Genomic DNA, 21,893 nt, shown 5'->3' on the forward strand with positions numbered 1-21,893 from the left:
CTCATTTCTCTGGGCGAAGTCGCAGGCCGGCCATGCCCCCGTCGACCGCCAGCGCCGTTCCTGTCGTCGCCGACGCCAGCGGGCTCGCCAGGTAGGCGATCGCCGCGGCGACCTCCTCCGGGCTGACCAGCCGGCCGTTCGGCTGGCGGGCCACCAGGGCGACCCGCTCCGCCTCCGGATCGTCGGTCGCGGCGAGCAGCCGGCCGACCCAGGGGGTGTCGGCGGTGCCCGGGTTGACGCAGGTCACCCGGATACCGTCGCGCAGGTGATCCGCCGCCATCGCCAGGGTGAGCGACTGAACGGCGCCTTTGGTCGCCGAGTACAGCGCGCGCCGCGGCAGCCCGGCGGTGGCCGCGATCGAGCAGGTGTTGACGATCGCCGCGTGCTCGGATCGGCGCAGGTGCGGCAGGGCGGCGCGGGTCACCCGCACCATGCCGAACACGTTGACGTCGAAGACGTCGCGCCACTCGTCGTCGCCGTTGTCCTCGACCGTGCCCTGCGCGCCGACCCCGGCGTTGTTGACCAGCACGTCCAGGCCGCCGAGGTGGTCGACCGCGGCCGCGACCGCCGCGCGGACCGACGCGTCGTCCCGTACGTCGGCCCGTACCCCGTGCAGCGGGGCGGGCGGGTCGGTCAGGTCGAGGCAGCTCACGGTCGCGCCGCGCTCGGTGAGCAGGCGGGCGGCGGCCAGCCCGATGCCGGAGGCCCCTCCGGTCACGATCGCCCTGATGCCGTCGAACTCCACGTCAAAACCTCCAGGCGGCGCCGTCGGGGTAGGCGTATTCGCGCAGGCTCTCGGGTCTGATCCGCGCCGACATGCCCGGAGCCGTCGGCGCGAGGTAGTGGCCGTCGCGGATGCGCACCGGGTCGGTGAAGTGCTCGTGCAGGTGGTCGACGTACTCGATGACGCGGTTCTCCGTGCTGCCGCTGACGGCGAGGTAGTCGAACATCGACAGGTGCTGCACGACCTCGCACAGCCCGACGCCGCCGGCGTGCGGGCACACCGGGACGCCGTACTTCGCCGCGAGCAGGAGGATCGCGACGTTCTCCGGAACCCCCGCGACGCGGCAGGCGTCGATCTGCAGCACGTCGATCGCGTCGGCCTGCAGCAGCTGCTTGAAGATGACGCGGTTCGCCACGTGCTCGCCGGTCGCCACCCGCACGGGCCGGACCGCCCGGCGCACGGCCGCGTGGCCCAGGATGTCGTCGGGGCTGGTCGGCTCCTCGATCCACCACGGGTCGTACGGTTCGAGGGCGTGGACCCACTCGATCGCCTGGTCGACGTCCCACCGCTGGTTGGCGTCGATCGCGATGCGGATGTCGGGCCCGACCGTCTGGCGGGCCAGCTCCATCCGCCGTACGTCGTCGGCCAGGTCGCCGCCGACCTTCAGCTTGATCTGGGTGAAGCCCTCCGCGACGGCCTCCCGGGCGAGGGCGGCGAGCCTGTCGTCGGTGTACCCGAGCCAGCCGGGCGTGGTCGTGTACGCGGGGTAGCCGGTGGCCAGCAGGGCGGCCTCCCGCTCCTCGCGTCCCGCCCGGGCCGCCGTCAGCAGGCCGACGGCCTCCTCCGGGCGGAGGGCGTCGGTGAGGTACCTCCAGTCGGCCAGGTCGACGACCTGCTCGGGCGGCAGGTCCGCCAGCAGCCGCCAGACCGGCTTGCCGGCGACGCGGCCGGCCAGGTCGAACGCGGCGTTGATGATCGCGGCGGCGGCCATGTGGACCGCGCCCTTCTCCGGGCCGAGCCAGCGCAGCTGCGAGTCGTGGATCAGCCGCCGCGAGAAGCCGCCCAGGTCGGACAGGTCGATGTCGAGGCCGACGACCAGCGGCGCGTACGCCTGGACGGCGGCGACGCAGACCTCCGTACCGCGGCCGATCGTGAAGGTGAACCCGTGGCCCTCGGCGCCCTCGTCCGTGCGCAGCACGACGTACGCCGCGGAGTAGTCCGGATCCGGGTTCATCGCGTCCGAACCGTCGAGGTGCCGCGAGGTCGGGAACCGGATGTCGTGGGCTTCGAGTGCGATGACCTTCATGTGAGCCTCTGCCGTTGCCGCCCGAGGCCGTCGATCTCGAGCTCCACGATGTCCCCCTGGCGCAGGAAGGAGATACCCGGGCTGCCCAGCGCGACGCCGGCCGGAGTCCCGGTGTTGATGACGTCGCCGGGGTCCAGGACCATGAACTGGCTGAGGTACCAGATCAGGTGGTCCACCGGGAAGATCATGTTCTTGGTGTCGCCGTCCTGCCGGAGCTCGCCGTTGACCCAGAGCCGCAGCCCGAGGTTCTGCGGGTCGTCGATCTCGTCGGCGGTCACCAGGTGCGGCCCCAGCGGGTTGAACGTCTCGCAGGACTTGCCCTTGTCCCACTGCCCGCCACGCTCGAGCTGGAACTCCCGCTCCGAGACGTCGTTGCTGATCGCGTACCCGGCGACGAGCGGGCGCGCGTCCGCCGGCGAGTCCAGGTAGCGGGCACGGCCGCCCAGCACGACGGCCAGTTCCACCTCGTAGTCGGTCTTCTCGCTGCCCCGTGGGATGAGCACGTCGTCGTCCGGGCCGACGACCGTGTTCGACGCCTTCATGAAGATGATCGGCTCGGCCGGGACGTCCGCGCCCGTCTCCTCCGCGTGGTCGCGGTAGTTCAGGCCGACGCACACGACCTTGCCGGGCCGGGCCACCGGCGCGCCGATCCGCTTGGTGTTCTGGATGGGCGGCAGCTCGCCCGCCGCGTACGCCGCCTTGGCCCGCTCCAGATCCGTGGCGAGGAAGTCGCCGTCGATCTCGCGGGTCAGGCCGGACAGATCGAGGAGCGAGCCGTCCTCGGCCAGGACCGCGGGGCGTTCGGCGCCTTCCGGACCGACACGCAGCAGCTTCACGTAGTCGTACCCCCTGCTCGTTCGGGTGGTCCGACCTCTCACCCATTCATCGGACCTCTTACCCGGACATGAGATCACTAGAGGGCACTGTCCTGGCAATACCCCGCTACATAGTTGTTACTTTCGACGAATTGGTACGACCTCTACCGTCCGGCAGGATGTGACCCGCAGGCTGAGGAGGGAGCGCGCGTGACGGACGACGCCGGTGCCAGGACCACCGTCACCCAGCGGGCGATCGATGAGATCAAGACCCGCATCGCCATGGGTGAGTTCGCGCCCGGCCAGCGCCTGCCGACCGAACGCGACCTCGCCGCCGACCTGGGTCTGTCCCGCAGCTCGATGCGCGAGGCCATCCGCGCCCTGACCGTCATGGGCGTCCTGGAGGCGCGCCACGGGGCCGGCATCTACGTGACCCGGCTCGAACCGGGCGACCTGCTGGAGACGTTCGGCGTGGTCGCGGAGATCTCCCGCGGCGACACGCTGCTGCACCTCGTCCAGGTGCGCAAGATCCTCGAGCCCGCGGCCGCGGCGGCCGCGGCGGCCCGCATCGACGAGGCGGGTCTCGCCCGCCTGCGCGCCGAGATGACCGCGATGGAGCGCGGCACGACCGCCGAGGAGATCGTCGGGCACGACCTGGAGTTCCACCGCGTCATCACCGAGGCGGCGGGGAATCCGGTGCTCGGCGCGATCCTGGACGGGCTCAACAGCCGCACCTTCCGCGCCCGCGTCTGGCGCGGCTACCGCGAGGAGGGCGTCTTCCCGCGCACCTACCACGAGCACGACGCGATCTACCGGGCGCTGGTCGAGCGCGACCCCGACGGCGCCCGCGTCGCCGCGGCCGTGCACATCGGCGCCGTCGAGGAATGGGCCCGCCGGCAGAGAGGCGATGAGGGGTGACGATGCGCGTCGCGCTGCACACCCGGCTCAAGCCCGGCCGTGAGGAGGAGTACGAGCGGGCACACCGGGAGGTCCCGCCGGACCTCGTCCAGGCGATCAAGGACGCCGGCGCGCACGAATGGACGATCTGGCGCAGCGGCCTCGACCTGTTCCACGTCATCGACTGCGACGACTACGCCGCCCTGCTGGCCGCGCTGGAGGACCTGCCGGTCAACGTCGCCTGGCAGGCGCGCATGGCCGGCTACCTCGACGTAGTGCACGACTACTCCGGCGAGGGCGCCGCCAAGGGCCTCCCCGTCGTCTGGCACCTGGAGTGAAGGACCGGCGGGGTCGCCTGGACGCCGCCGCCTCGGCCCTCGTCGCCGGCCGGCCCTACGTGAGCGCCGGCGGGACAGCGAAAGAGCGCGGGCGGGCCACCAAGGGCCCATCCGCGCTCGATTCGTGATCCCGGCCGCGTCCGGCCGGGACAGGTTCTGTCGGCTGGCCGGCCGACAGTCACTTGCGTGTGACGAGCTTCCGAAGCCGGCGCAGGAGGTTCCGGACCCCCCCGGCCGGCCGGTCCGCGTCCTCGGTTCGGGCCCGCACGAGGGCCCGAACCTCTTTGGCGAAGTCGACCGCGGCCTGGCTCACCGACGTCGACCGGTAGGACTTCCTATAGCGCTCGGTCGACAGGTCGCACCAGTCCAGGTGCTCCTCGGGCGCCGAGTCGATGCTGGAGATGGCCTCGTCTTTCCAGCCTGGCAGCACGAAGGCACCCACGACGGCCCTGTCCACGGGGTGCTCCGACAAGTTCCGCAGCCCGATCGCGAACGCGCCAACGGCGTAGCCGACGTCCGGCAGGGTGTACCTGCCGGCGAACACCTTCATGGACGGGGAGCAGGTCACCTGGTTGTAGGACTCCGACTCCGGGTGGGTCAGCTCGTCGATCAGCTTCTTCAGCTCCCACCTCGCGCCCGGGTCACTCCCGTTCGCCGCGAACACGATGATGACCGGCCCATGCGACGTGATGGCCATTTCATTCCCTCTTCTCTGTCGGTCGAGCGTCGGCGCCTGTTGGCCGCCGGACACAGAAGACGGTCCATCAGCAGGGTGGTATGGCAACGCGGGCGAACCCGAGGCTCTCGGGTGGGGGTGGCCGCTTCGCCCGCTCGCGGACCTGCTGCGCCGCGTCCTGCGCGCCGACCCGTGGGGCCCCAGCGACCCGCCGTCGCGGCGCGGCGGCCCGGCTCACCGTCCCCGACCAGGTCGCCTGCGCCGGCGCGCTGGCCCCCGCCCCTGAGGACGAGCGGCCCCTCGCCGCCTGAGGCGGGCTACGACTCGCTGGGCATCATCACCCAGAGGATCAGGTAGATCACGAACTGCGGTCCGGGCAGCAGGCAGGACAGGATAGCCAGCAGCCGGACCGTCCAGGCCGACATGCCGTACCGGCGGCCGAGCCCGGCGCAGACGCCGGCGATGACACGCCCCTTGCGTGGACGGGACAGACCGTTCATTTCGGCACTCCTTCGCGTTCGTCTACCAACGACGCTAGGCCGCCCGCCCCGCCCTCACATCGCTCCCGGGGCCGATCCGGGCTCGTCCCGTAGACCTACGGGTGACCCCTTAGGGGACGTCGACCGACTCGCCCGGCCGGAGGCGGCGGAACTCCCGCTTCTGCCGCTCGCCCTCCCCGGCGAGCTGGCCGTCCAGTAGACCCAGTCCGGCGTCGTTGAGCAGGCCGTCGTGGACCGCGAACGCACGGCGGGGCGACACAGCCCGCAGATACTCGATCATCTCCGGGGCCTTCATCCACGGCGCCTGGCCCGGCACGAGGAGCGTCGGCACGTCGAGGACGGTGAACGCGTCACCCGGGTGGAAGACCTCCCCGTCGATGAGGAATCCGATGTTCTCCACGGGCGGGACGTCGGGATGCACCACCTCGTGCCGCTGCCCGGCCACGGCGACCTCGAAGCCCGCGATCGTCAGCGCGTCGCCCTCGCCGACCGTACGGACCCGGTCCCCCAGGTCGCTCAGGTCGTCGGCGACGGCCCGGCAGGTGTAGACGGTGAGCCGCGGGTCGTCCGCGACGGCCTGGCGCAGCCGGTCGGCCGCGTAGTGGTCGAAGTGCTCGTGGGTGATGAGGACGGCCTCCGCGCCCGCGATCGCGTCGCCCTGCGGTGTCAGGCCGCCCGGGTCGATGACGATGGTCCGGTCGTCCTTCTGGAGGCGGACACAGGAGTGCCCGAGCTTCGTCAACCTCATCCTCCGATCGTGCCACGCGCCCGCCGGCCGCCTCCGCGAGCCGTGCACCGTTGACGGACCAAGCGACAGCTTGGTAAGTACTGATCAAGGTCGGGGACACCATCGGCGGGGGTGCAGAAGGAGGCCGGACCATGCCCGTTCCCGACCAGCGGAATCCCGAGGTGACCCGTGCGGTGCTGACCCGCTGGCTGGCCGGGCGGCTCGCCGACGGCGACGTCACGCTGTCCGAACTGGAGATCCCCGGGACCACCGGGTTCTCCGCCGAGACGCTCCTGTTCGACGCCGAGCACGGCGGCCGTACCGAACGGTTAGTCGCCAAGGTGGCGCCGGTCCACTACCAGGTGTTCCCGGACCCGCTGCCGTACGCCGACCAGTACCGGCTGCTCCGCCTCCTCGACGAACGGACCACGATCCCGGTCCCGCCGGTCCGCTGGTTCGAGCCGGACCCGGCGCTGCTGGGCGCGCCGTTCTACGTCATCGACCGAGTGGACGGCCGGGCCCCCGACGACAATCCGCCGTACCACCCGGCGGGTTGGGTCGCCGAGACCGCGCCCGAGCGCCGACACCGGATGTGGACGGCGGGCCTGGAGATCCTCGCCGAGGTTCACCGGCTGGACCCGGCGCCCTTCGCCTTCCTCGACCGGCCCAGGTACGGGCGGGTGGGACTGGACCAGCGTCTCGGCTACTACACCCACTACATGAGCTGGGCCTACCACCGCCCGCAGCCGACCTGCGCGGCGGCGCTGCGATGGCTACGCGAGCACCGGCCGCCCGAGCCAGACCCGCCGGTGCTGCTGTGGGGCGACTCGCGCGTCGGGAACATCCTCTACGGCGACGACGGCGAGCCGCGCGCCGCGCTGGACTGGGAGATCGCCACGCTCGGCGCGCCCGAGGAGGACCTCGCCTGGTACATGTACCTGGACCGCCACCACTCGGAGGGCATCGGCGTGCCCCGCCTGCCCGGCTTCCCGTCCTACGCCGACACCGTCGCGTACTACGAGGAACTGACCGGCCGGCCGACGCGGCACCTGGCGTACTACGAGGTCCTGTCCGCCTTCAAGTTCGCGGTGATCATGGCGCGGATCGGGCAGGCCTTCATCGACTTCGACCTGGTGCCGCCCGACAGCGACTTCCCCGTGGACAACACCGCCTCGCGGCTCCTGGCCGCGCTGCTCGACCTGCCCGCGCCCGGTCCCGTGACCGGCCCGCCGCCCGGAGGCCCGCGATGACGCTCTCCCCGCTCGACGACTACCCGGTCCACCAGGTCCCCGACGTCATGCGGCACGTCGGCACCTCCGACCGGAACTTCTACGACCGGTACTACTTCAACTGCCACTCCCGCTCGGACGAGCTGATGCTGATCGTCGGGCTCGGCCAGTACCCGAACCTGGGTGTCACCGACGCGTTCGCCCTGGTCCGGTACGGCCCGCTGCACCGCGTCGTCCGCGCCTCCCGCGAACTGGGCGCCGACCGGATGGACACGACGGTCGGCCCGTTCCGCGTCGAGGTTCTGGAGGGCCTGAGGCGCCTGCGCGTCGTCCTCGACCCGAACGACCACGGGCTGGCGTTCGACCTGACCTGGGAGGGCGCGATCCCGGCGCAACTGGAGCCCCCGCACTTCGTCCGCGCCCAGGAACGGGTCGTCTTCGACTCCCGGCGGCTCGCGCAGACCGGCCGGTGGACCGGCTCGATCACCGTGGACGACACGACGCTGCCGGTGACCCCGGACCGCTGGTGGGGCAGCCGCGACCGGTCCTGGGGCATCCGCCCGGTCGGCGAGGCGGAGCCGCCGGGCATCCAGGCGAAGAACCCGGCGAGCTTCTACTGGCTGTACGCGCCGATGCAGTTCGAGGACCACGCGATCCTGTGCATCCTCCAGGAGGACGCCCAGGGCCGGCGGATCCTGGAGGAGGCCGTACGCGTGTGGCCGGACGACCGCGCGCCGGAGTACCTCGGCCGCCCCGACTACCGGCCGGCGTACGCCCCGGGGACCCGCGACGTCACCGAGGCGGTGATCTCCTTCTCGCCGCCGGCGGGTAAGCCGTTCGACGTGCGCGTCACCCCGCTCCTGCCCGTCCACATGATGGTCGGCAGCGGCTACGGCCTCGAACCCGACTGGCGACACGGGATGTACCAGGGCCCGGAGCCGAAGGTCCAGGGCGTCACGTACGACCTGCGGCGTACGGAGGACGCGGCAAGGATGTGGGGCATGGTCGACGCCGTAGCCCGCTTCGACTACGACGGCGGAGTCGGCCACGGCCTCTTCGAATACTGGGCCCTCGGCCCCCACCCCACCTTCCCCGACGACGTCTGACCGGCTCTTCGGCGAGATGGTGCGACAGACCGCTTCGCGGGCCGGCCCGGCGTGATGGCGCGTTGGAGGAAGATGATCCGCATGCCGCACACGACCCGCCCACCGATCGTGGACATCGCCGAAGCCATTCCCGAGCTGGCCGCTCATGCTCGCACCGCCATCCGGCTGCACCCTCGGCAAGGCGACCCGGGACCGGACGACAGCAGCATCGGCGGGCCGCTGCGGTGGCCCGCCGACGAGCCCTGGCCGTTCTGCGACGATCCGCACGGACCGGAGCCGTCCGCCGACGCGCCGGTCGCGATGGTGCCGATCGCACAGATCTACGCGGCCGACGTCCCCGCGTACCCGTTCCCGCAGGGGAGCGACCTGCTGCAGATCCTCTGGTGCCCCGACCACGACGGGGACTGGCCGGACGAGACGATCAGGGTGCGGTGGCGCCGCGCGGCCGACGTGACCGCCGTCCTCGCCGACCCGCCGGCGCCGCACATGGTCGAGGCGGAGTGGCTCGTGGCGGCTCCGTGCGTGCTCGACCCCGAACCGATCACCGAGTACCCGTACGCGGAGGAGCTTCCCCGGCAGATCCAGGATGCGATCAAGGAGTGGGAGACCGGTTACCCCGCGTACCAGTACGGCCTGTCGATCGCGTCCGGTTGCAAGCTGGGCGGCGGCATGGCCTGGAACGTCACCGACATGGGGGAATCGCCGGAATGTGCGCAGTGCGGCGCTCCCTCCCACCTGATCCTCCAACTGGACAGCTCCGAATGGGGCGGTGAATCCGACCGTGACGGCGGGCCGCCCCGCTGGCGGCCGATCGAGGACACCGACCTCCACGACGACGCCCGTTTGGCCGCGATACAGCCGACCGGGCTGCAGATCGGCCGCTACAGCCACGGCGGCTTCTTCGTCTGCACCGCCGATCACCGACATCCGGCGACGTTCCACAGCCAATGACCGTCACCGAGAGGGGCACGGCCGCACCCACGCCAAGGAGCGCACTGGCGGTGATCACTCTGACCATGATCCCTGGCATGTGCTGCCGCTAGGAGGCAGCACATGCCAGGGATCATGACATCCCGGCAGCGACCCGACGGCGAGCGCGGGATGCCGTCACGGCGTCAGCGGGCGCCGAGGTGGTTGGGAACGAAAAAGCCCCGGGCTCGCGGATGCTCGCCCGGGGCCGGTTCGTTCAGGTGGTCAGGTCTGTTCCGCTAGACGGAAGGTGACGTCGCCGTTCTCGTCGACACTCGCGTCCAGCGTCATCTCGTCCAGGATCGTCGCCGCGTCCGGTTCCAGGTAGACACGCGCGCCCTGCTCCTCGACGATCTCATCGCCGGCCTGCGGCCCTTCGGCCACCGCGAGGGAAAGCGTGCCCGTCTCTTCGGTCTGGCCCTGAGTAGCGATCCGCAGGCCGGTCTGTGGCGAAAGCTCGGGCTGGCTGGTGACGGTACGGATCACCTGGACCGCCGAATCGGTCAGCGTCAGCACTGTCGACAGCTCCTTCGGTTCGATTGCAGGTCACACGGCGCACGGCCCCGTGCATGCGCCCAGCCATGCCCGACGCCTCCTGTCGGCAAACATCCGGGATCTAGCGACTTGACGGAAATCAGGGGGCGAGAGCGGGCACGGCGTCCGGGATCGAGAGCTCGCCGTTCGGCAGGACGGCGAGGACCGGAGTGTCCAGGCCCGCCTCGACGTACTCGCGGATCCGCTCGCGGCACGCGTCCGGCGAGCCGTGCACGATGAGGTCGTCGACCACGTCGTCCGGGATCGCGTCCAGGGCGGCCCGGCGGTCGCCGGCGGCCCACGCCTCGTTCATCGCGGCGAGCTGCTCGCCGCGGCCCAGCCACTGGTGGAAGGCCGCGTAGGCGGGCACGGTCAGATACGCCGCGATCAGCCGGCGGCCGAGCGTCCGTGCCTCCTCCGCGTTCGACGTCGGGCAGACGAAGATCCGCGCGATCAGCTCCTTCTCCGTGCCGAACGCGCTCCGCACCGTCCGGACGTCCTGCGGCGCCAGCCAGTTGGTGATCGCGCCGTCGGCCTCGCGCGCGGCGAGACGGAGCATGCCGGGTCGCAGGGCGGCCAGGACGATGGGCGGCGGTGTCTTCGGGGGGTTGTCCAGCCGGAAGCCGGACACGCCGAGCGCCTCGTCCGTCACCTTCTCGCCCACGAGTGCCCGGCGCAGGAACCGCAGCGTGTCCCGGACGCGCTGGTACGGCTCGGTGAAGGGGATGCCGTTCCACCGCTCGACGATGACGGGCGAGGAGGTGCCGAGGCCGAGCACGAACCGGCCGGGGGCCAGGTCGGCGAGTGTGGCGGCCTGCTGGGCGAGCAGGCCGGGACCGCGCGTGTAGACCGGCACGATCGCCGGTCCGAGCCGCAGGTCGGGGGCCCACTGCGAGGCGAGCGCCAGCGGCGTGAACGCGTCGACCCCGTTGGTCTCCGCCGACCACGCGTCGGTGTAGCCGAGGCCGGCCAGGCTCTCGACGGTCTTGCGGTGCTCGGCCAGGGGCACGCCCATGAGCGGGATCGTCATTCCCCATCGAGACATACGGCGCCTCCTCAGGCGATGGACGGACGGACGGTCGAGCCGCCGTCGACGACGAGGGTCTGCCCGGTCAGCCAGCTCGCCGTGTCCCCGGCCAGGAAGACCACCGCCTTGGCGATGTCCTCGGGCTCGCCGAGGCGGCCGAGCGGCATGTACTTGGCGATCTGCTCCTCGTTGTTCTCCCACAGCGCCCGGGCGAGCTGTGTCTTGACGAGTCCGGGGGCGACGGCGTTGACGCGCACCGAGGGGGCGAGCTCGACCGCGAACTGCTTGGTGAGGTGGATGACGGCGGCCTTCGTGGCGTTGTAGTAGCCGATGCCGTGCTCGGTCACCATGCCGCCGACGGAGGAGATGTTGACGATCGCCCCGCCGCGCGCCCGCATGGACAGCTTCCAGGCGAGCTGCGTCCACAGCACGACGGCGAACTGGTTGACCTGCACGGTCTTGTCGGCCCGCGCGGCGTCGATGTCGACCATCGGGCCGAAGTACGGGCTGGTGCCCGCGTTGTTCACGAGGACGTCCACGCCCCCGAACTCGGCCACGGCGGCCTCCACGCAGGCCCGCGCGGCGTCCTCGTCGCCGACGTGGGCGGCCTTCGGCAGCACGCCGACTCCGGGGTGCGCGGCCCGGATGTCCTTCGCGACCTCCTCGAGCGCGTCCTGCTTGCGCGAGGACAGGACGACGTTGCAGCCCTCCGCGGCCAGCGCCTCCGCCGTGGCGCGCCCGATGCCGCGCGACGCGCCGGTGATCAGGGCGGTCTTGCCCGCCAGGCCGGTCTCGAGTCCCATGGTGCCGCCTTCCGTACTGACGCCCGGATCTTTCTGACAACCGAATCGGGTTCAGCCTAGTCTCGGATGTTACGTTCCTGCCATGCAGATCACCGGTAAGAACATCGTGATCACCGGAGCCGGGAGCGGGATCGGGGCCGCGCTGGCCCGCCGGTTCGCCGCCGAGGGCGCGGCCGCGCTCTGCCTGGCCGACCTCGACGGGGACGCGGTGGAGCGGGTCGCCGCCGGGCTGGAGTGCCGTACGGTCGCGCTCCGCGTCGACGTCGGCGACGAGGAGCAGGTCAAGGCGATGATCGGCAGGGCCGGTGAGTTCGGGCCGATCGACCTGGTGTGCTCCAACGCGGGCATCGGCACCGGCGCGGGGCTGGAGGCCGCCCCGGAGCAGTGGGCGGCCGCGTGGGCGGTCAACGTCCAGGCCCACGTGTACGCCGCGCGCGCCGCGCTGCCCGGCATGCTCGAGCGCGGCGAGGGCTATTTCCTGAACACCTGCTCGGCCGCCGGCCTGCTCACCCAGCCCGGTGACGCGCCGTACGCGGTGACGAAGCACGCGGCGGTGGCGTTCGCCGAGTGGCTCGCGCTCACGTACGGCGACCAGGGCGTCAAGGTGAGCGCGCTCTGCCCGCAGGGTGTGCGCACGCCGCTGCTGGCCGAGGCCCTGGAAGGCGTGGCGGGGCAGGTCGTGGCCGCGGCGGGCGCCGTCCTCGAACCCGATGACGTCGCCGAGGCCGTCGTCGCGGGTCTCGCGGCCGAGGCCTTCCTGATCCTGCCCCACCCGGAGGTGGCCGAGTTCGAGCGCCGCAAGGCGGCCGACCGCGACCGCTGGCTCGCCGGGCTGCGCCGGATGGTCTCCTCCGTCCGGGACTGACCGCACCGCGATTCGGTGCCCCCGCGCTCCGGTGCCCGGCGAAGCGGCGCTCCGCGATCCGGCGTTCCGCGCTCCGGTGCGGACGGTCAGGGCGCCGCGCGGGACATGACGAAGCGGCGGAAGCCCTCGACGACGGGTGGGCGCGTCCGGCCGTCCACCCAGGCGAGCCCGATCGTCCGCCGAGCCCCCGTGAGGACGACCTCGGCCACGCCGGAGACCGGCTCGCCGGGCGGGACGATGGCGACGCCGAGCCCGGCGGCGACCAGGCCGCGGAGCGTGGCGGCCTCCTCGCCCTCGAAGGCGATGTCGGGCCGGAGGCCCTCCTCCCGGAACAGCTCGTCGGTGATGGAGCGCAGCCCGTACCCGAGGCGCATCAGGATGAACGGCTCACCGGCGGCGTCGGACGGGCGTACCCGGCTGCGCCCGGCGAGCCGGTGCCCGGCCGGGACGGCGAGGCGCAGGCGTTCGGTCGTGAGCGGGTGCCAGGCCAGATCCGCCGGGCGCGGGCTGGTGATCGCCAGGTCGGCCCGGCCCTCGGTGACGGCCGCCACGAGGTGCTCGCTGCTGCCCTGGCTCAGCCGGAACGTCACGCGCGGGTGCTCTCGCCGGTAGTCGCGGAGCAGTTCGGGGACCAGCGCGGTGCCCTGGGTGTGCAGGAACGCCAGGCCGACCTCGCCGCTGTCCGGGTCGGCCGCCTGGGCCAGGGCGTGGCGGGCCGCCCGTTCCTCGGCGATCAGGCGTTCCGCGTGCCGACGGAAGATCACGCCGTACGCGCTCAGCCGGAGCGTCCGGCCCTCGCGGTCGAACAGCCGGGTGCCGAGCTCGCGTTCGAGGCGGGCGATCGCGCGGGACAGGCCCGGCTGGGAGATCCGCAGCTCCGCCGCGGTCTGGGTGACGTGTCCGTCCTCGGCGAGTGCCAGGAACCAGCGCACCGTCTGCAGGTCCATGACTGTCCAGCATACTTTTCCGGCGAATCTTTCATTGGACGCATCAGTCCACTACGGCGCAGCCTGTAATGGTGCTCCTCACCTCTCCCCCCGACCTGGACCTGCGTCATCGGCGCGGCTCGCGCGGACTGCGCCGGGTGAACCTCGCGCTGTTCGCGGCGGGCCTGACCACCTTCATGTCGCTGTACTCGACCCAGGCGCTGCTGCCGGTGCTCTCGCGCGTGTTCGGCGTCTCCCCGACGGCGTCCAGCCTGCTGGTCTCGCTGTCGACCGGCGCGCTGGCACTCGCGGTGATCCCGGTGAGCTCCCTGTCGGAACGGCTCGGCCGGACCCGGATCATGCTGATCTCGTCCGTCGCGGCGGCGGCCCTCGGCCTGCTGCTGCCGCTCAGCCCGTCGTTCCCCGTGCTCGGCGTGATCCGCGCCGCGCAGGGGGTGGCGCTCGCCGGGGTGCCGGCCGTCGCGATGGCCTACCTCGCCGACGAGGTCCATCCCGAGGCGCTGGGCGGGGCGATGGGCCGGTACATCGCCGGAAACACGGTCGGCGGCCTGCTCGGGCGGCTCATCCCCGGCTTCGTCACCGACCTGGCGGGCTGGCGGTGGGCGCTCGGCGTCACCGCGGTCGGCGCGCTGCTCCTCACCCTCGCCTTCTGGGCGCTGCTCCCCCGCTCCCGCTGCTTCCAGCCGTCCCGGAGCGGGCACGGGGCGGTGCTCCGCCACCTGCGCGATCCCGGCATGCGACGGCTGTTCCTGATCGGGTTTGTGCTGATGGCCGGGTTCGTCACCGTCTACAACTACCTGGGCTACCGCCTCCTGGCCGCGCCGTTCGGGCTGCCGGAGTGGCTGACGGGCCTCGTCTTCCTGATGTACCTCGCGGGCACCTTCAGCTCCCCGGCGGCGGGGTCGCTGGCCGACCGGGTCGGGCGCCGCCCGGTCGTGTACGGCGCGTTCGCCCTCGCGGCCGTCGGGCTGCTGGCGACGCTGCCGAACACGCTGCCCGTCATGGGCGTGGGGCTGTTCGTCTTCACGGCGGGCTTCTTCGCCGCGCACTCGGTCGCCAGCGGCTGGGTGGGACGGCGCGCCGCCGGCGGCAAGGCGCAGGCCTCGGCGCTCTACCTCTTCGCGTACTACGCGGGCAGCAGCATCGGCGGGTCGGCCGGCGGCCTGGCGTACGAGCACGGCCGCTGGCCGGCCACGGTCGGCTACGCCCTGGCCCTCCTCGCGGTCGCCGCGCTGGCCGCTCGCCGCCTGACCGAACCCGCCGCGCACAGAGACGGCCCGCGCTCCGGCCCGTCCGCGCGCCGCCGGACCGAACCCGTCGCGGAAGCCCGCCCGCGCTGACCCCCGGCCCTTCCGCTCGAATAGAACACGTTATAGATTTGAGCGGTCGCTTGGTCAACAAGGAGGTCGCCGGTGGCGCAGCCTTCACCCGGGGACGAACCCGTGGCCGTCGAAGGGCCGGTGAGCGTGGTCGACGGCTGGTTCACCGGCGACCCACCGCGCCTGACCGGCACCCGCTGCACCGCCTGCGGCACCGTCTACTTCCCGCCCCAGACGCTGACCTGCCGCAACCCCGCCTGCCACGGCGGCGGCCTCGTCGCCACGCCGCTGTCGAGCCGGGGCCGGATCTGGTCCTACGCCGACGCGCGCTACCGCCCACCGCCGCCGTACGTCTCGGGTGAGGAGTTCGAGCCGTACGCGGTCGCCGCCGTCGAGCTGGCGGCCGAGCGGATCATCGTCCTCGGTCAGGTGGTGCGGGGCGTCGGCATCGCGGACCTGTCCGTCGGGATGGCGGCCGAACTCGTCGTCGAGGAGCTCGACCCCGGCCACCTCGTCTGGAAGTGGCGCCCGCTCTTCGAGGAGGGCCCATGAGTAAAGACGTGGCGGTGCTCGGCGTGGGCATGCACCCGTGGGGAAAGTGGGGACGGAACTTCGTCGAGTACGGTCTCGCGGCGGCGCGGGACGCGCTGGACGACGCCGGGCTCGCCTGGACCGACGTCCAGTACGTCGCGGGCGCCGACACGATCCGGAACGGCTACCCGGGGTTCGTCGCGGGCGCGACGTTCGCCCAGGCGCTGGGCTGGTCGGGGGCGCGCGTCTCGAGCTGCTACGCGGCGTGCGCGTCCGGCGCGCAGGCGATGAGCATGGCCCGGGCGCAGATCCTCGCGGGCCTGGTGGACGTCGCCCTCGTCGTCGGCGCGGACGCGACGCCGAAGGGCTTCTTCGCGCCCGTCGGCGGGGACCGGCCCGACGACCCGGACTGGCTGCGGTTCCGGCTGCTGGGCGCGACCAACCCGGTCTACTTCGCGCTGTACGCGCGGCGCCGCATGGCCCTGTACGGCGCGACGCGCGACGACTTCGCCGCCGTGAAGGTGAAGAACGCCCGGCACGGCCGGCACAACCCGTACGCGCGGTACCGCAAGGAGGTCACCGCGTCGGACGTGGCCGGGTCGCCGGTGGTCGCCGATCCGCTGCGGCTGCTGGACATCTGCGCGACCAGTGACGGCGGCGCGGCCGTCGTGCTGTCCAGCGTCGAGTACGCGCGCAGGCACGGGCGGGGCGCTCCCGTGCGCATCGGCGCCATCGCCACGGTCACCCCGACCTTCCCGAACACCGCCCTCGAACTGCCGAACTTCGCGACCGACTCGAGCGTCGCGGTCGCTCCGCCTGAGCGCCCGTTCCGGTCGGCGAACGCGGCGGCGGCGTACGAGGAGGCCGGGCTGGGCCCGGAGGACCTGTCGCTGGCCGAGGTGTACGACCTGTCCACGGCGCTGGAGCTGGACTGGTACGAGGACATCGGCCTGTGCAAGCCGGGCGAGGCGGAGGGCCTGCTGCGCGACGGGGCGACCGCGCTCGGCGGCCGCGTCCCGGTCAACCCGAGCGGCGGGCTGGCCAGCTTCGGTGAGGCGATTCCCGCCCAGGCCATCGCCCAGGTGTGCGAGTTGACCTGGCAGCTCCGCGGGCAGGCGGGAGCGCGCCAGGTGGAGGGGGCGCGTGCCGGGATCGCGGTGAACCAGGGGCTGTTCGGGCACGGATCGGCGATCGTCGCCCGGACGTGAGTTACGTCACTCGGCGTGGCCAGTAAGGCATTGCTGACCTGCGTGGACATCGCTTCGTGCGCAGGTCGACGACGGATTTGAGCACAGCGGGTTCTTGTCGACCACGCTACGCGTCAGTATTTTTCACTGACGCGCCAGGGTTACGTCCGTGTCGCACGCGTACCGTGTGGACGCCGGAAGCCCACCCTGACCGCGCGCCCAGTCCGCCGAGATTCGACGCGAGGTGCCGCGCTGATGCGTCCATTCCGGGAGCGCAATCCGCTGCCGATCGGCATCGCCGGCCTGGCGACCGTCGGCCTGGCGACACTGCTCGCGTTCAATCTGCAGCACTTCACCGGTGGCACGACGTACTCCGCGGCGTTCAGCGAGGCGGGCGGCCTGAAGCCCGGCGAAGAGGTGCGGATCGCCGGCGTGAAGGTCGGCAAGGTGGACAGCGTCGACCTCGACGGCGACCACGTGAAGGTCAAGTTCACCAGCAGCGCGCACTTCGGAACGCAGACCCGCGCCCAGATCAAGATCAAGACACTGCTCGGCTCCCACTTCCTCGCCCTCGACCCGAAGGGGCCCGGGCGGCAGTCCACGGGCCGGGAGATCCCGATCTCCCGCACCACCGCGCCGTACGAGGTCGTGCCCGCCCTCCAGGACGCCAGCGCCCAGCTCGGTCAGATCGACACGAAGCAGCTGGCCAAGGCGATGAACACCCTGAGCCAGACGATGGAGGGGTCCCCGGAGAACGTCCGGCGCACCCTGGCGGGCCTGCAGAAGATCTCCCGCGCGGTGTCCTCCCGGGACGACGAGCTGAACCAGCTGCTGAAGCACTCCAGCAACGTCACGTCGCTGCTCGCCGCCCGCAGCGGCGACCTCGCCGTGCTCGTCCAGAACGGCGGCCTGCTGCTCCAGGAGATCAACGACCGGCGCACGGTGATCAACCAGCTGCTGACCGGCACCGTCTCCCTGTCCCAGCAGATCACCGCGACGATCAACGAGAACCAGGCCACCCTCAACCCGGCCCTGCAGAACCTGCAGAAGGTCACGCAGATCCTGCTGCGCAACCAGGGCAACCTGGAGAAGTCCTTCGAGCTGATGGGCCCGTTCGGGACCGAGCTGTCCGACGTGACCGGCAGCGGCCGGTGGTTCGACGTCTACATCCAGAACCTCATCCCGCTCCCCCTCTCGATCGCCCCGCCCAGCACCCAGAACGACACCACGGCGCAGCAGACCCCGACGCAGGGAACGGCGACCCCGACGCCGGGGACCAGCAAGAAGTCCACCGGCGGCACCGGCACGACCGGCCGCAAGTCCAAGAACACCAGGACCGGCAGCCCGTCCCCGTCCACGGGCAGCGGCAGCCCCTCCCCGTCCAAGACCGGAAATCCCTTCCCGTTCCTTCCGTGAACCCCGGTGCGCGCGAGCGGCCGATCCGGGGCCACGATCGAGGTATGGACGTACGCGAGCTGACGACCTCGAAGGAGCTCTTCGCCGCATCCGCGCTGCTCGCCGAGGTCTGGCGGCCGACCGACCCGATGCCGTACGAGATGCTCCAGGTGACGCGTCACATCGGCGGTTACGTCGCCGGGGCGTTCGACGGGAACACGATGGTCGGGGCGTGCGCGGCCTTCCCGACGGCCGACGGCGGCCTGCACTCCCACATCACCGGCGTCGCCGTGCCGGGCCGGGGCGTCGGGCACGCGATCAAGGTGCACCAGCGCGCGTGGGCGCTGGCCCGGGGCATCACGACGATCGGCTGGACCTTCGACCCGCTGACCCGGCGCAACGCGTACTTCAACCTGGTCAAGCTGGCGGCGCGCGCGACCGAGTACCTCGAGGACTTCTACGGCGACATGCCCGACGAGCTGAACATGGGCGACCCCAGCGACCGTCTCCTCCTGACCTGGCCGCTCGAGAGTCCGGACGTGGCCGCGGCCCTCGCGGGCGCGGCGGCGACGCGGCCGGAGCCCGGGGCGGACACGCCGGTCGTGCTGCGCGCGGACGCGGCGGACCGTCCCGAGACACGCGACGCGGCGGGCGCCGCGACCCTCGCGGTCGGAACGCCGGCCGACGTCACCGCCCTGCGGGCCGGCGATCCGGACGCGGCCTGGGAGTGGCGGCGGGCCCAGCGGGCGGCGCTCGGCGGCGCGCTGGCGGAGGGGTACCGTGTGACCGGTTTCACCCGCGCCGGTTATTACCTCCTGGAGCGCCCGAGATGAAGCTCGCCGGAGTGGAGCTGCGGCGGATCCGGATGCCCCTCGTGACGCCGTTCCGCACGTCCTTCGGAACGGACATCGACCGGGAGGTCCTGCTCGTCCGGGTGTTCGGCGACGAGGTCGAGGGCTGGGGTGAGTGCGTCGCCGCCGCGGACCCGCTGTACTCCGCCGAGTACGTGAACGGCGACGAGCAGGTCATCCGCGACTTCCTGCTGCCCCGGCTGCCCGCGGACGTCACCGCCCGCGGCCTCGGCGCGGCGTTCGAACCGGTCCGGGGCCACCCGATGGCGAAGGCCGCCGTCGAGATGGCGGTGCTGGACGCCGAGCTGCGCCTGTCGGGGATGTCGTACGCGGCGTACCTGGGGGCGACGCGGACACGGGTGCCGGCCGGGGTCTCCGTCGGGATCATGGACTCGATCCCCGAGCTGCTCGACGCCGTGGCCGCCTACCTCGAACAGGGATACGCGCGGATCAAGCTGAAGATCGAGCCGGAGTGGGACCTGGAGCCGGTGCGCGCGGTGCGCGAGCGGTTCGGCGACATCCTCCTGCAGGTGGACGCCAACGCCGCGTACCGCCGGGCGGACCTGCGGCACCTCGCGGCGCTGGACCCCTTCGAGCTGCTGCTGATCGAGCAGCCGCTGCCCGAGGACGACCTGCTCGGGCACGCGCGGCTCGCCCGGGCGCTGACCACCCCGATCTGCCTCGACGAGTCCATCGTCTCGGCGCGGGCCGCCGCCGACGCCATCACCCTGGGCGCGTGTTCGATCGTCAACGTGAAGGCGGGCCGCGTCGGCGGCTACCTGGAGGCCCGGCGGATCCACGACCTGTGCGCGGCCCACGGCGTTCCGGTCTGGTGCGGCGGGATGCTGGAGACCGGGCTGGGCCGGGCCGCCAACCTGGCGTTCGCGGCCCTGCCCGGCTGCACGCTGCCGGGTGACGTCTCGGCGTCCGACCGGTACTACACGCGCGACATCACCGAGCCGTTCCGGCTGGCGGACGGGCTGATGAGCGTGCCGTCCGGGCCGGGGCTCGGCGTGGCCCCTCTGCGGGACGTCCTGCACGAGTTCACCGAGCGGACCGACGTCGTACGGCTCCCCTAGTCCAGTACGGGCAGGTCGTAACAGCGCCGCACGCTGGACTCGACGCGGGAGATGTCCGTGCCGTAGATGTGCAGGGAGATCGCGATGCCGTCGCCGGAGTTCCGCACGCGGTGGATGTCGCCGGGCGGCGCGAAGCCGCTGACCTCGCCGACGTGGTTGTCGTTGTCCCCCACGCGGACCAGGTGGTCGTCCCGCTGCACGTAGAGCTCCTCGTGCTCCACGCCCTGCAGCACGCCGAAGACGCACCAGGTGACGTGGTCGTGGATCGGCGTCACCTGCCCGGGCCGCCACACGAGCCCGACCAGGGAGAAGGTGCCGCCGGGCTCGACGTACAGCGTGTGGCTGACGTACCGGTCGGGGTCGCCCAGCCGCTCCTCGGCGGTCAGCATGTCCGGCGTGGGCATGTGGTGCCGCAGCGCGTCCGCGACCAGCCGCGCCGTCTCCCGCCAGTCGGCGTGGCGGCCCACGGCGGCGCGCACCCCCGCCACCAGATCCTCCAGGCCAGGGCGCACGGTCTCCAGAACGACGGTCATATCGGCCACCTCCTCCTGTCCAGGCTGCCGGAGGACGCACTCATCGGTCCAATGCCAATGCCCGGCCGCTCCCATAGACAGGGTCGATATATTGGCCGCATGCTGGACGTTTCCCGGCTCCGGGTGCTGGTCGCGGTGGCCCGTACGGGCTCGGTCACGGCCGCCGCGAAGGAGCTGCACTACTCCCAACCCTCGGTCAGCCACCACCTCGCGCGTCTGGAGGCCGAGACCGGCGCCAAGCTCGTGCAGCGCGTCGGCCGCGGCATCCGCCTCACCGACGCGGGCCGGACGCTCGCCGAGCGGGGCGCGGAGATCCTCGGCAGGCTCGACGCGGCCGAGGCCGAACTGTCCGCCCACGTCGGGCTCGACCAGGGCCGGGTACGCCTGGCCGCGTTCCCCTCGGCGCTCGGCACGTTCGTCCCCCGGGCCGCGTCGCTGCTGGCCGAGCGCCATCCCGGCCTCCGGGTGAGCCTCACCGAGGCCGAGCCGCCCGAGGCCGTCCGCATGCTCCGCGCCGGCTACGTCGACGTGGCGGTGATCTTCCGGTACGACCCCGGCGCCGAGGAGGACGACGTCCGCACGTGGCGGCTGCTGGACGAGCCGAGCCACCTGGTGACGGCCGAGGCGGCCGAGCCGGACCTGGCGGCGTACGCCGACGCCGAGTGGATCGCCGGCTGCGACCGCTGCCGCCTGCACCTGCTCGAGATGTGCGAACGGGCGGGGTTCAGTCCTCGCATCTCGTTCACCACCGACGACTTCGTGGCCGTCCAGGCGCTCGTCGCGGCCGGTCTCGGGGTGACGGCGCTGCCGGCGCTGACGCTGCGGGCGGCCCGCAACCCGGACGTGTGCACCGTCGCGCTGCCCGGCTCGACCCGGTACGTCCTCGCCGCCACGTACGGCGAGCCACCCGAGCCCCCGGCCACCGCCGCCCTCCTCGACGCACTCCGCGAGACCACCGCGCCCGCCGGTACGGCCGGCGCGGACCTGCTCAGTCCAGCCCCTTCACCCGCTCGATGACGCCGGGCGAGATCTCGGTGTTGTTGCGGGTGAGGTAGCGGATCAGGACCCGCAGCTCCTCGTCGGTGTAGTCGGCCATCGCCTTCTCGTACATCTCGGCCACGGGCAGGAACCGCCGGCCGAGCTCGGTGATCGGACCGTCCTGCAGCGCCTCGACGATGACCCGCCGCCGGTCCTGGTCGTCCCGGCGGCGCCGCACCATCCCGGCCCGCTCCAGCCGGTCGATCACGGCGGTGATGGCCCCGCCGGTGGTGAGGAACATGGCGTCCGCGAGCTGTCCCGGCGTCATCGGACCGCGCAGTTGCAGCAGGTTGATGCACTGCATGTCGGTGACGTTGATGCCCGACCGGCTGGCGATGGCGTTGTGCAGCAGCACCGTCCACACGGTGCTCACCCGGGCCTGATGGCTCAGCTCCGCTATGAGCTCCGCACGCTCGGACGACGCCATCGAACCTCACTTCCGGCCGGCTCAGGACGCTCTCATTTAGAGCTTTCCTCGCTCATTCTATCCGTGGCCA

Annotated in this window: 26 protein-coding genes; 14 read left to right on the forward strand and 12 right to left on the reverse strand. The window is 72.2% G+C overall.

From position 1 onward, the window contains the following. Position 1: 1 nt before the first annotated feature. Genes ABD978_RS27090 through ABD978_RS27100 form a run of 3 tightly spaced genes read right to left on the reverse strand, consistent with a single transcriptional unit; the run spans position 2 to position 2,866 of the window. Entirely contained in the window at positions 2–745 is a 744-nt protein-coding gene (locus ABD978_RS27090) for an SDR family NAD(P)-dependent oxidoreductase (RefSeq protein ID WP_345360418.1), read from the reverse strand. A 1-nt stretch (position 746) separates the two neighbouring features. Further along, positions 747–2,030 (reverse strand): enolase C-terminal domain-like protein, encoded by a 1,284-nt coding sequence (locus ABD978_RS27095; RefSeq protein ID WP_345360421.1) that lies wholly within the window; start codon positions 2,028–2,030, stop codon positions 747–749. Next, entirely contained in the window at positions 2,027–2,866 is an 840-nt protein-coding gene (locus tag ABD978_RS27100) for a fumarylacetoacetate hydrolase family protein (protein WP_345360550.1), read from the reverse strand. The genes ABD978_RS27095 and ABD978_RS27100 overlap by 4 nt, the downstream gene beginning before the upstream one ends. 189 nt (positions 2,867–3,055) lie before the next feature. Here ABD978_RS27100 and ABD978_RS27105 point away from each other — a divergent pair, with 189 nt between their 5' ends. Further along, positions 3,056–3,763 (forward strand): FadR/GntR family transcriptional regulator, encoded by a 708-nt coding sequence (locus tag ABD978_RS27105; protein WP_345360424.1) that lies wholly within the window; start codon positions 3,056–3,058, stop codon positions 3,761–3,763. 2 nt (positions 3,764–3,765) lie between these two features. After that, entirely contained in the window at positions 3,766–4,080 is a 315-nt protein-coding gene (locus tag ABD978_RS27110; protein WP_345360553.1) for an L-rhamnose mutarotase, read from the forward strand. Between the two features lie 178 nt (positions 4,081–4,258). Here ABD978_RS27110 and ABD978_RS27115 read toward each other — a convergent pair whose 3' ends face one another. Next, positions 4,259–4,777 carry a hypothetical protein gene (locus ABD978_RS27115; protein WP_345360427.1) on the reverse strand — a complete coding sequence of 173 codons (519 nt, stop codon included), beginning with the start codon at positions 4,775–4,777 and terminating at the stop codon, positions 4,259–4,261. A gap of 80 nt (positions 4,778–4,857) precedes the next feature. Between ABD978_RS27115 and ABD978_RS27120 the strand changes: the two genes are divergently transcribed. After that, a complete protein-coding gene (locus ABD978_RS27120) occupies positions 4,858–5,067 on the forward strand; it encodes a hypothetical protein (RefSeq protein ID WP_345360429.1) in 210 nt (69 codons plus the stop codon). A 6-nt stretch (positions 5,068–5,073) separates the two neighbouring features. On the opposite strand, the gene ABD978_RS27125 is transcribed toward ABD978_RS27120, so the two are convergent. Next, a complete protein-coding gene (locus ABD978_RS27125; protein ID WP_345360432.1) occupies positions 5,074–5,256 on the reverse strand; it encodes a PspC domain-containing protein in 183 nt (60 codons plus the stop codon). 109 nt (positions 5,257–5,365) lie between these two features. Beyond that, positions 5,366–6,004: an MBL fold metallo-hydrolase gene (locus ABD978_RS27130; RefSeq protein ID WP_345360435.1), complete on the reverse strand. Its 639-nt coding sequence runs from the start codon at positions 6,002–6,004 to the stop codon at positions 5,366–5,368. A 131-nt stretch (positions 6,005–6,135) separates the two neighbouring features. Here ABD978_RS27130 and ABD978_RS27135 point away from each other — a divergent pair, with 131 nt between their 5' ends. The 3 genes from ABD978_RS27135 to ABD978_RS27145 all read left to right on the forward strand — a co-directional run bounded on the left by ABD978_RS27135 (position 6,136) and on the right by ABD978_RS27145 (position 9,269). Continuing rightward, entirely contained in the window at positions 6,136–7,233 is a 1,098-nt protein-coding gene (locus ABD978_RS27135; protein ID WP_345360438.1) for a phosphotransferase family protein, read from the forward strand. Continuing rightward, the gene (locus ABD978_RS27140) at positions 7,230–8,318 is read left to right on the forward strand and encodes an Rv3169 family protein (protein WP_345360441.1); all 1,089 of its coding nucleotides are present in this window, start codon (positions 7,230–7,232) and stop codon (positions 8,316–8,318) included. Before ABD978_RS27135 ends, ABD978_RS27140 begins: the two co-directional genes overlap by 4 nt. Before the next feature lie 81 nt (positions 8,319–8,399). After that, on the forward strand, positions 8,400–9,269 hold the full coding sequence (locus ABD978_RS27145; protein WP_345360444.1) for a YwqG family protein: 870 nt from the start codon (positions 8,400–8,402) through the stop codon (positions 9,267–9,269). 243 nt (positions 9,270–9,512) lie between these two features. Here ABD978_RS27145 and ABD978_RS27150 read toward each other — a convergent pair whose 3' ends face one another. From ABD978_RS27150 to ABD978_RS27160, 3 genes are all read right to left on the reverse strand, one after another. Continuing rightward, complete coding sequence (locus ABD978_RS27150) at positions 9,513–9,803, reverse strand: iron-sulfur cluster biosynthesis family protein (RefSeq protein ID WP_345360447.1); 291 nt, start codon at positions 9,801–9,803, stop codon at positions 9,513–9,515. Positions 9,804–9,921: 118 nt separating this feature from the next. Beyond that, positions 9,922–10,866, reverse strand: coding sequence for an LLM class F420-dependent oxidoreductase (locus tag ABD978_RS27155; RefSeq protein WP_345360450.1), 945 nt, complete (start codon positions 10,864–10,866; stop codon positions 9,922–9,924). Between the two features lie 11 nt (positions 10,867–10,877). Continuing rightward, positions 10,878–11,651 carry an SDR family oxidoreductase gene (locus ABD978_RS27160; RefSeq protein ID WP_345360453.1) on the reverse strand — a complete coding sequence of 258 codons (774 nt, stop codon included), beginning with the start codon at positions 11,649–11,651 and terminating at the stop codon, positions 10,878–10,880. 82 nt (positions 11,652–11,733) lie between these two features. Here ABD978_RS27160 and ABD978_RS27165 point away from each other — a divergent pair, with 82 nt between their 5' ends. Further along, the gene (locus tag ABD978_RS27165) at positions 11,734–12,516 is read left to right on the forward strand and encodes an SDR family oxidoreductase (RefSeq protein ID WP_345360456.1); all 783 of its coding nucleotides are present in this window, start codon (positions 11,734–11,736) and stop codon (positions 12,514–12,516) included. An 86-nt stretch (positions 12,517–12,602) separates the two neighbouring features. Here the strand turns inward: ABD978_RS27165 and ABD978_RS27170 are convergent, their stop codons facing one another. Further along, positions 12,603–13,463 (reverse strand): LysR family transcriptional regulator, encoded by an 861-nt coding sequence (locus ABD978_RS27170; protein ID WP_345360459.1) that lies wholly within the window; start codon positions 13,461–13,463, stop codon positions 12,603–12,605. Positions 13,464–13,534: 71 nt separating this feature from the next. On the opposite strand from ABD978_RS27170, the gene ABD978_RS27175 reads away from it, so the two are divergent. From ABD978_RS27175 to menC, 6 genes are all read left to right on the forward strand, one after another. Continuing rightward, complete coding sequence (locus tag ABD978_RS27175; RefSeq protein WP_425550767.1) at positions 13,535–14,803, forward strand: MFS transporter; 1,269 nt, start codon at positions 13,535–13,537, stop codon at positions 14,801–14,803. 72 nt (positions 14,804–14,875) lie between these two features. Continuing rightward, a complete protein-coding gene (locus ABD978_RS27180; protein WP_345360465.1) occupies positions 14,876–15,334 on the forward strand; it encodes a Zn-ribbon domain-containing OB-fold protein in 459 nt (152 codons plus the stop codon). Then, positions 15,331–16,521: a lipid-transfer protein gene (locus ABD978_RS27185; RefSeq protein WP_345360469.1), complete on the forward strand. Its 1,191-nt coding sequence runs from the start codon at positions 15,331–15,333 to the stop codon at positions 16,519–16,521. The genes ABD978_RS27180 and ABD978_RS27185 overlap by 4 nt, the downstream gene beginning before the upstream one ends. 234 nt (positions 16,522–16,755) lie before the next feature. After that, the gene (locus ABD978_RS27190) at positions 16,756–17,916 is read left to right on the forward strand and encodes an MCE family protein (RefSeq protein WP_345360472.1); all 1,161 of its coding nucleotides are present in this window, start codon (positions 16,756–16,758) and stop codon (positions 17,914–17,916) included. Positions 17,917–17,960: 44 nt separating this feature from the next. Continuing rightward, the gene (locus ABD978_RS27195; RefSeq protein WP_345360476.1) at positions 17,961–18,728 is read left to right on the forward strand and encodes a GNAT family N-acetyltransferase; all 768 of its coding nucleotides are present in this window, start codon (positions 17,961–17,963) and stop codon (positions 18,726–18,728) included. After that, entirely contained in the window at positions 18,725–19,825 is a 1,101-nt protein-coding gene (gene menC, locus ABD978_RS27200; RefSeq protein ID WP_345360479.1) for an o-succinylbenzoate synthase, read from the forward strand. Before ABD978_RS27195 ends, menC begins: the two co-directional genes overlap by 4 nt. On the opposite strand, the gene ABD978_RS27205 is transcribed toward menC, so the two are convergent. After that, positions 19,822–20,358 carry a cysteine dioxygenase family protein gene (locus ABD978_RS27205; RefSeq protein ID WP_345360482.1) on the reverse strand — a complete coding sequence of 179 codons (537 nt, stop codon included), beginning with the start codon at positions 20,356–20,358 and terminating at the stop codon, positions 19,822–19,824. The two genes, menC and ABD978_RS27205, sit on opposite strands and share 4 nt — an antisense overlap. A gap of 99 nt (positions 20,359–20,457) precedes the next feature. On the opposite strand from ABD978_RS27205, the gene ABD978_RS27210 reads away from it, so the two are divergent. After that, positions 20,458–21,375, forward strand: a complete 918-nt coding sequence (locus ABD978_RS27210) for a LysR family transcriptional regulator (RefSeq protein ID WP_345360486.1) — start codon at positions 20,458–20,460, stop codon at positions 21,373–21,375. On the opposite strand, the gene ABD978_RS27215 is transcribed toward ABD978_RS27210, so the two are convergent. Further along, on the reverse strand, positions 21,347–21,823 hold the full coding sequence (locus ABD978_RS27215; RefSeq protein ID WP_345360489.1) for a MarR family winged helix-turn-helix transcriptional regulator: 477 nt from the start codon (positions 21,821–21,823) through the stop codon (positions 21,347–21,349). The genes ABD978_RS27210 and ABD978_RS27215 overlap by 29 nt on opposite strands. Positions 21,824–21,893: the final 70 nt, after the last annotated feature.

Origin of the sequence: Actinoallomurus liliacearum (assembly GCF_039542035.1) — a bacterium.
GTDB classification, from domain to species: domain Bacteria; phylum Actinomycetota; class Actinomycetes; order Streptosporangiales; family Streptosporangiaceae; genus Actinoallomurus; species Actinoallomurus liliacearum.

Bases quoted from the DNA above. Each gene is read 5' to 3' on its own strand.
- ABD978_RS27215 (WP_345360489.1), bottom strand. From the start codon at position 21,823: ATGGCGTCGTCCGAGCGTGCGGAGCTCATAGCGGAGCTGAGCCATCAG.
- ABD978_RS27145 (WP_345360444.1), top strand. From the start codon at position 8,400: ATGCCGCACACGACCCGCCCACCGATCGTGGACATCGCCGAAGCCATT.
- ABD978_RS27135 (WP_345360438.1), top strand. From the start codon at position 6,136: ATGCCCGTTCCCGACCAGCGGAATCCCGAGGTGACCCGTGCGGTGCTG.
- ABD978_RS27125 (WP_345360432.1), bottom strand. From the start codon at position 5,256: ATGAACGGTCTGTCCCGTCCACGCAAGGGGCGTGTCATCGCCGGCGTC.
- ABD978_RS27130 (WP_345360435.1), bottom strand. From the start codon at position 6,004: ATGAGGTTGACGAAGCTCGGGCACTCCTGTGTCCGCCTCCAGAAGGAC.
- ABD978_RS27165 (WP_345360456.1), top strand. From the start codon at position 11,734: ATGCAGATCACCGGTAAGAACATCGTGATCACCGGAGCCGGGAGCGGG.
- ABD978_RS27120 (WP_345360429.1), top strand. From the start codon at position 4,858: ATGGCAACGCGGGCGAACCCGAGGCTCTCGGGTGGGGGTGGCCGCTTC.
- ABD978_RS27115 (WP_345360427.1), bottom strand. From the start codon at position 4,777: ATGGCCATCACGTCGCATGGGCCGGTCATCATCGTGTTCGCGGCGAAC.
- menC (WP_345360479.1), top strand. From the start codon at position 18,725: ATGAAGCTCGCCGGAGTGGAGCTGCGGCGGATCCGGATGCCCCTCGTG.
- ABD978_RS27210 (WP_345360486.1), top strand. From the start codon at position 20,458: ATGCTGGACGTTTCCCGGCTCCGGGTGCTGGTCGCGGTGGCCCGTACG.
- ABD978_RS27140 (WP_345360441.1), top strand. From the start codon at position 7,230: ATGACGCTCTCCCCGCTCGACGACTACCCGGTCCACCAGGTCCCCGAC.
- ABD978_RS27170 (WP_345360459.1), bottom strand. From the start codon at position 13,463: ATGGACCTGCAGACGGTGCGCTGGTTCCTGGCACTCGCCGAGGACGGA.
- ABD978_RS27190 (WP_345360472.1), top strand. From the start codon at position 16,756: ATGCGTCCATTCCGGGAGCGCAATCCGCTGCCGATCGGCATCGCCGGC.
- ABD978_RS27185 (WP_345360469.1), top strand. From the start codon at position 15,331: ATGAGTAAAGACGTGGCGGTGCTCGGCGTGGGCATGCACCCGTGGGGA.
- ABD978_RS27155 (WP_345360450.1), bottom strand. From the start codon at position 10,866: ATGTCTCGATGGGGAATGACGATCCCGCTCATGGGCGTGCCCCTGGCC.
- ABD978_RS27195 (WP_345360476.1), top strand. From the start codon at position 17,961: ATGGACGTACGCGAGCTGACGACCTCGAAGGAGCTCTTCGCCGCATCC.
- ABD978_RS27095 (WP_345360421.1), bottom strand. From the start codon at position 2,030: ATGAAGGTCATCGCACTCGAAGCCCACGACATCCGGTTCCCGACCTCG.
- ABD978_RS27160 (WP_345360453.1), bottom strand. From the start codon at position 11,651: ATGGGACTCGAGACCGGCCTGGCGGGCAAGACCGCCCTGATCACCGGC.
- ABD978_RS27110 (WP_345360553.1), top strand. From the start codon at position 3,766: ATGCGCGTCGCGCTGCACACCCGGCTCAAGCCCGGCCGTGAGGAGGAG.
- ABD978_RS27205 (WP_345360482.1), bottom strand. From the start codon at position 20,358: ATGACCGTCGTTCTGGAGACCGTGCGCCCTGGCCTGGAGGATCTGGTG.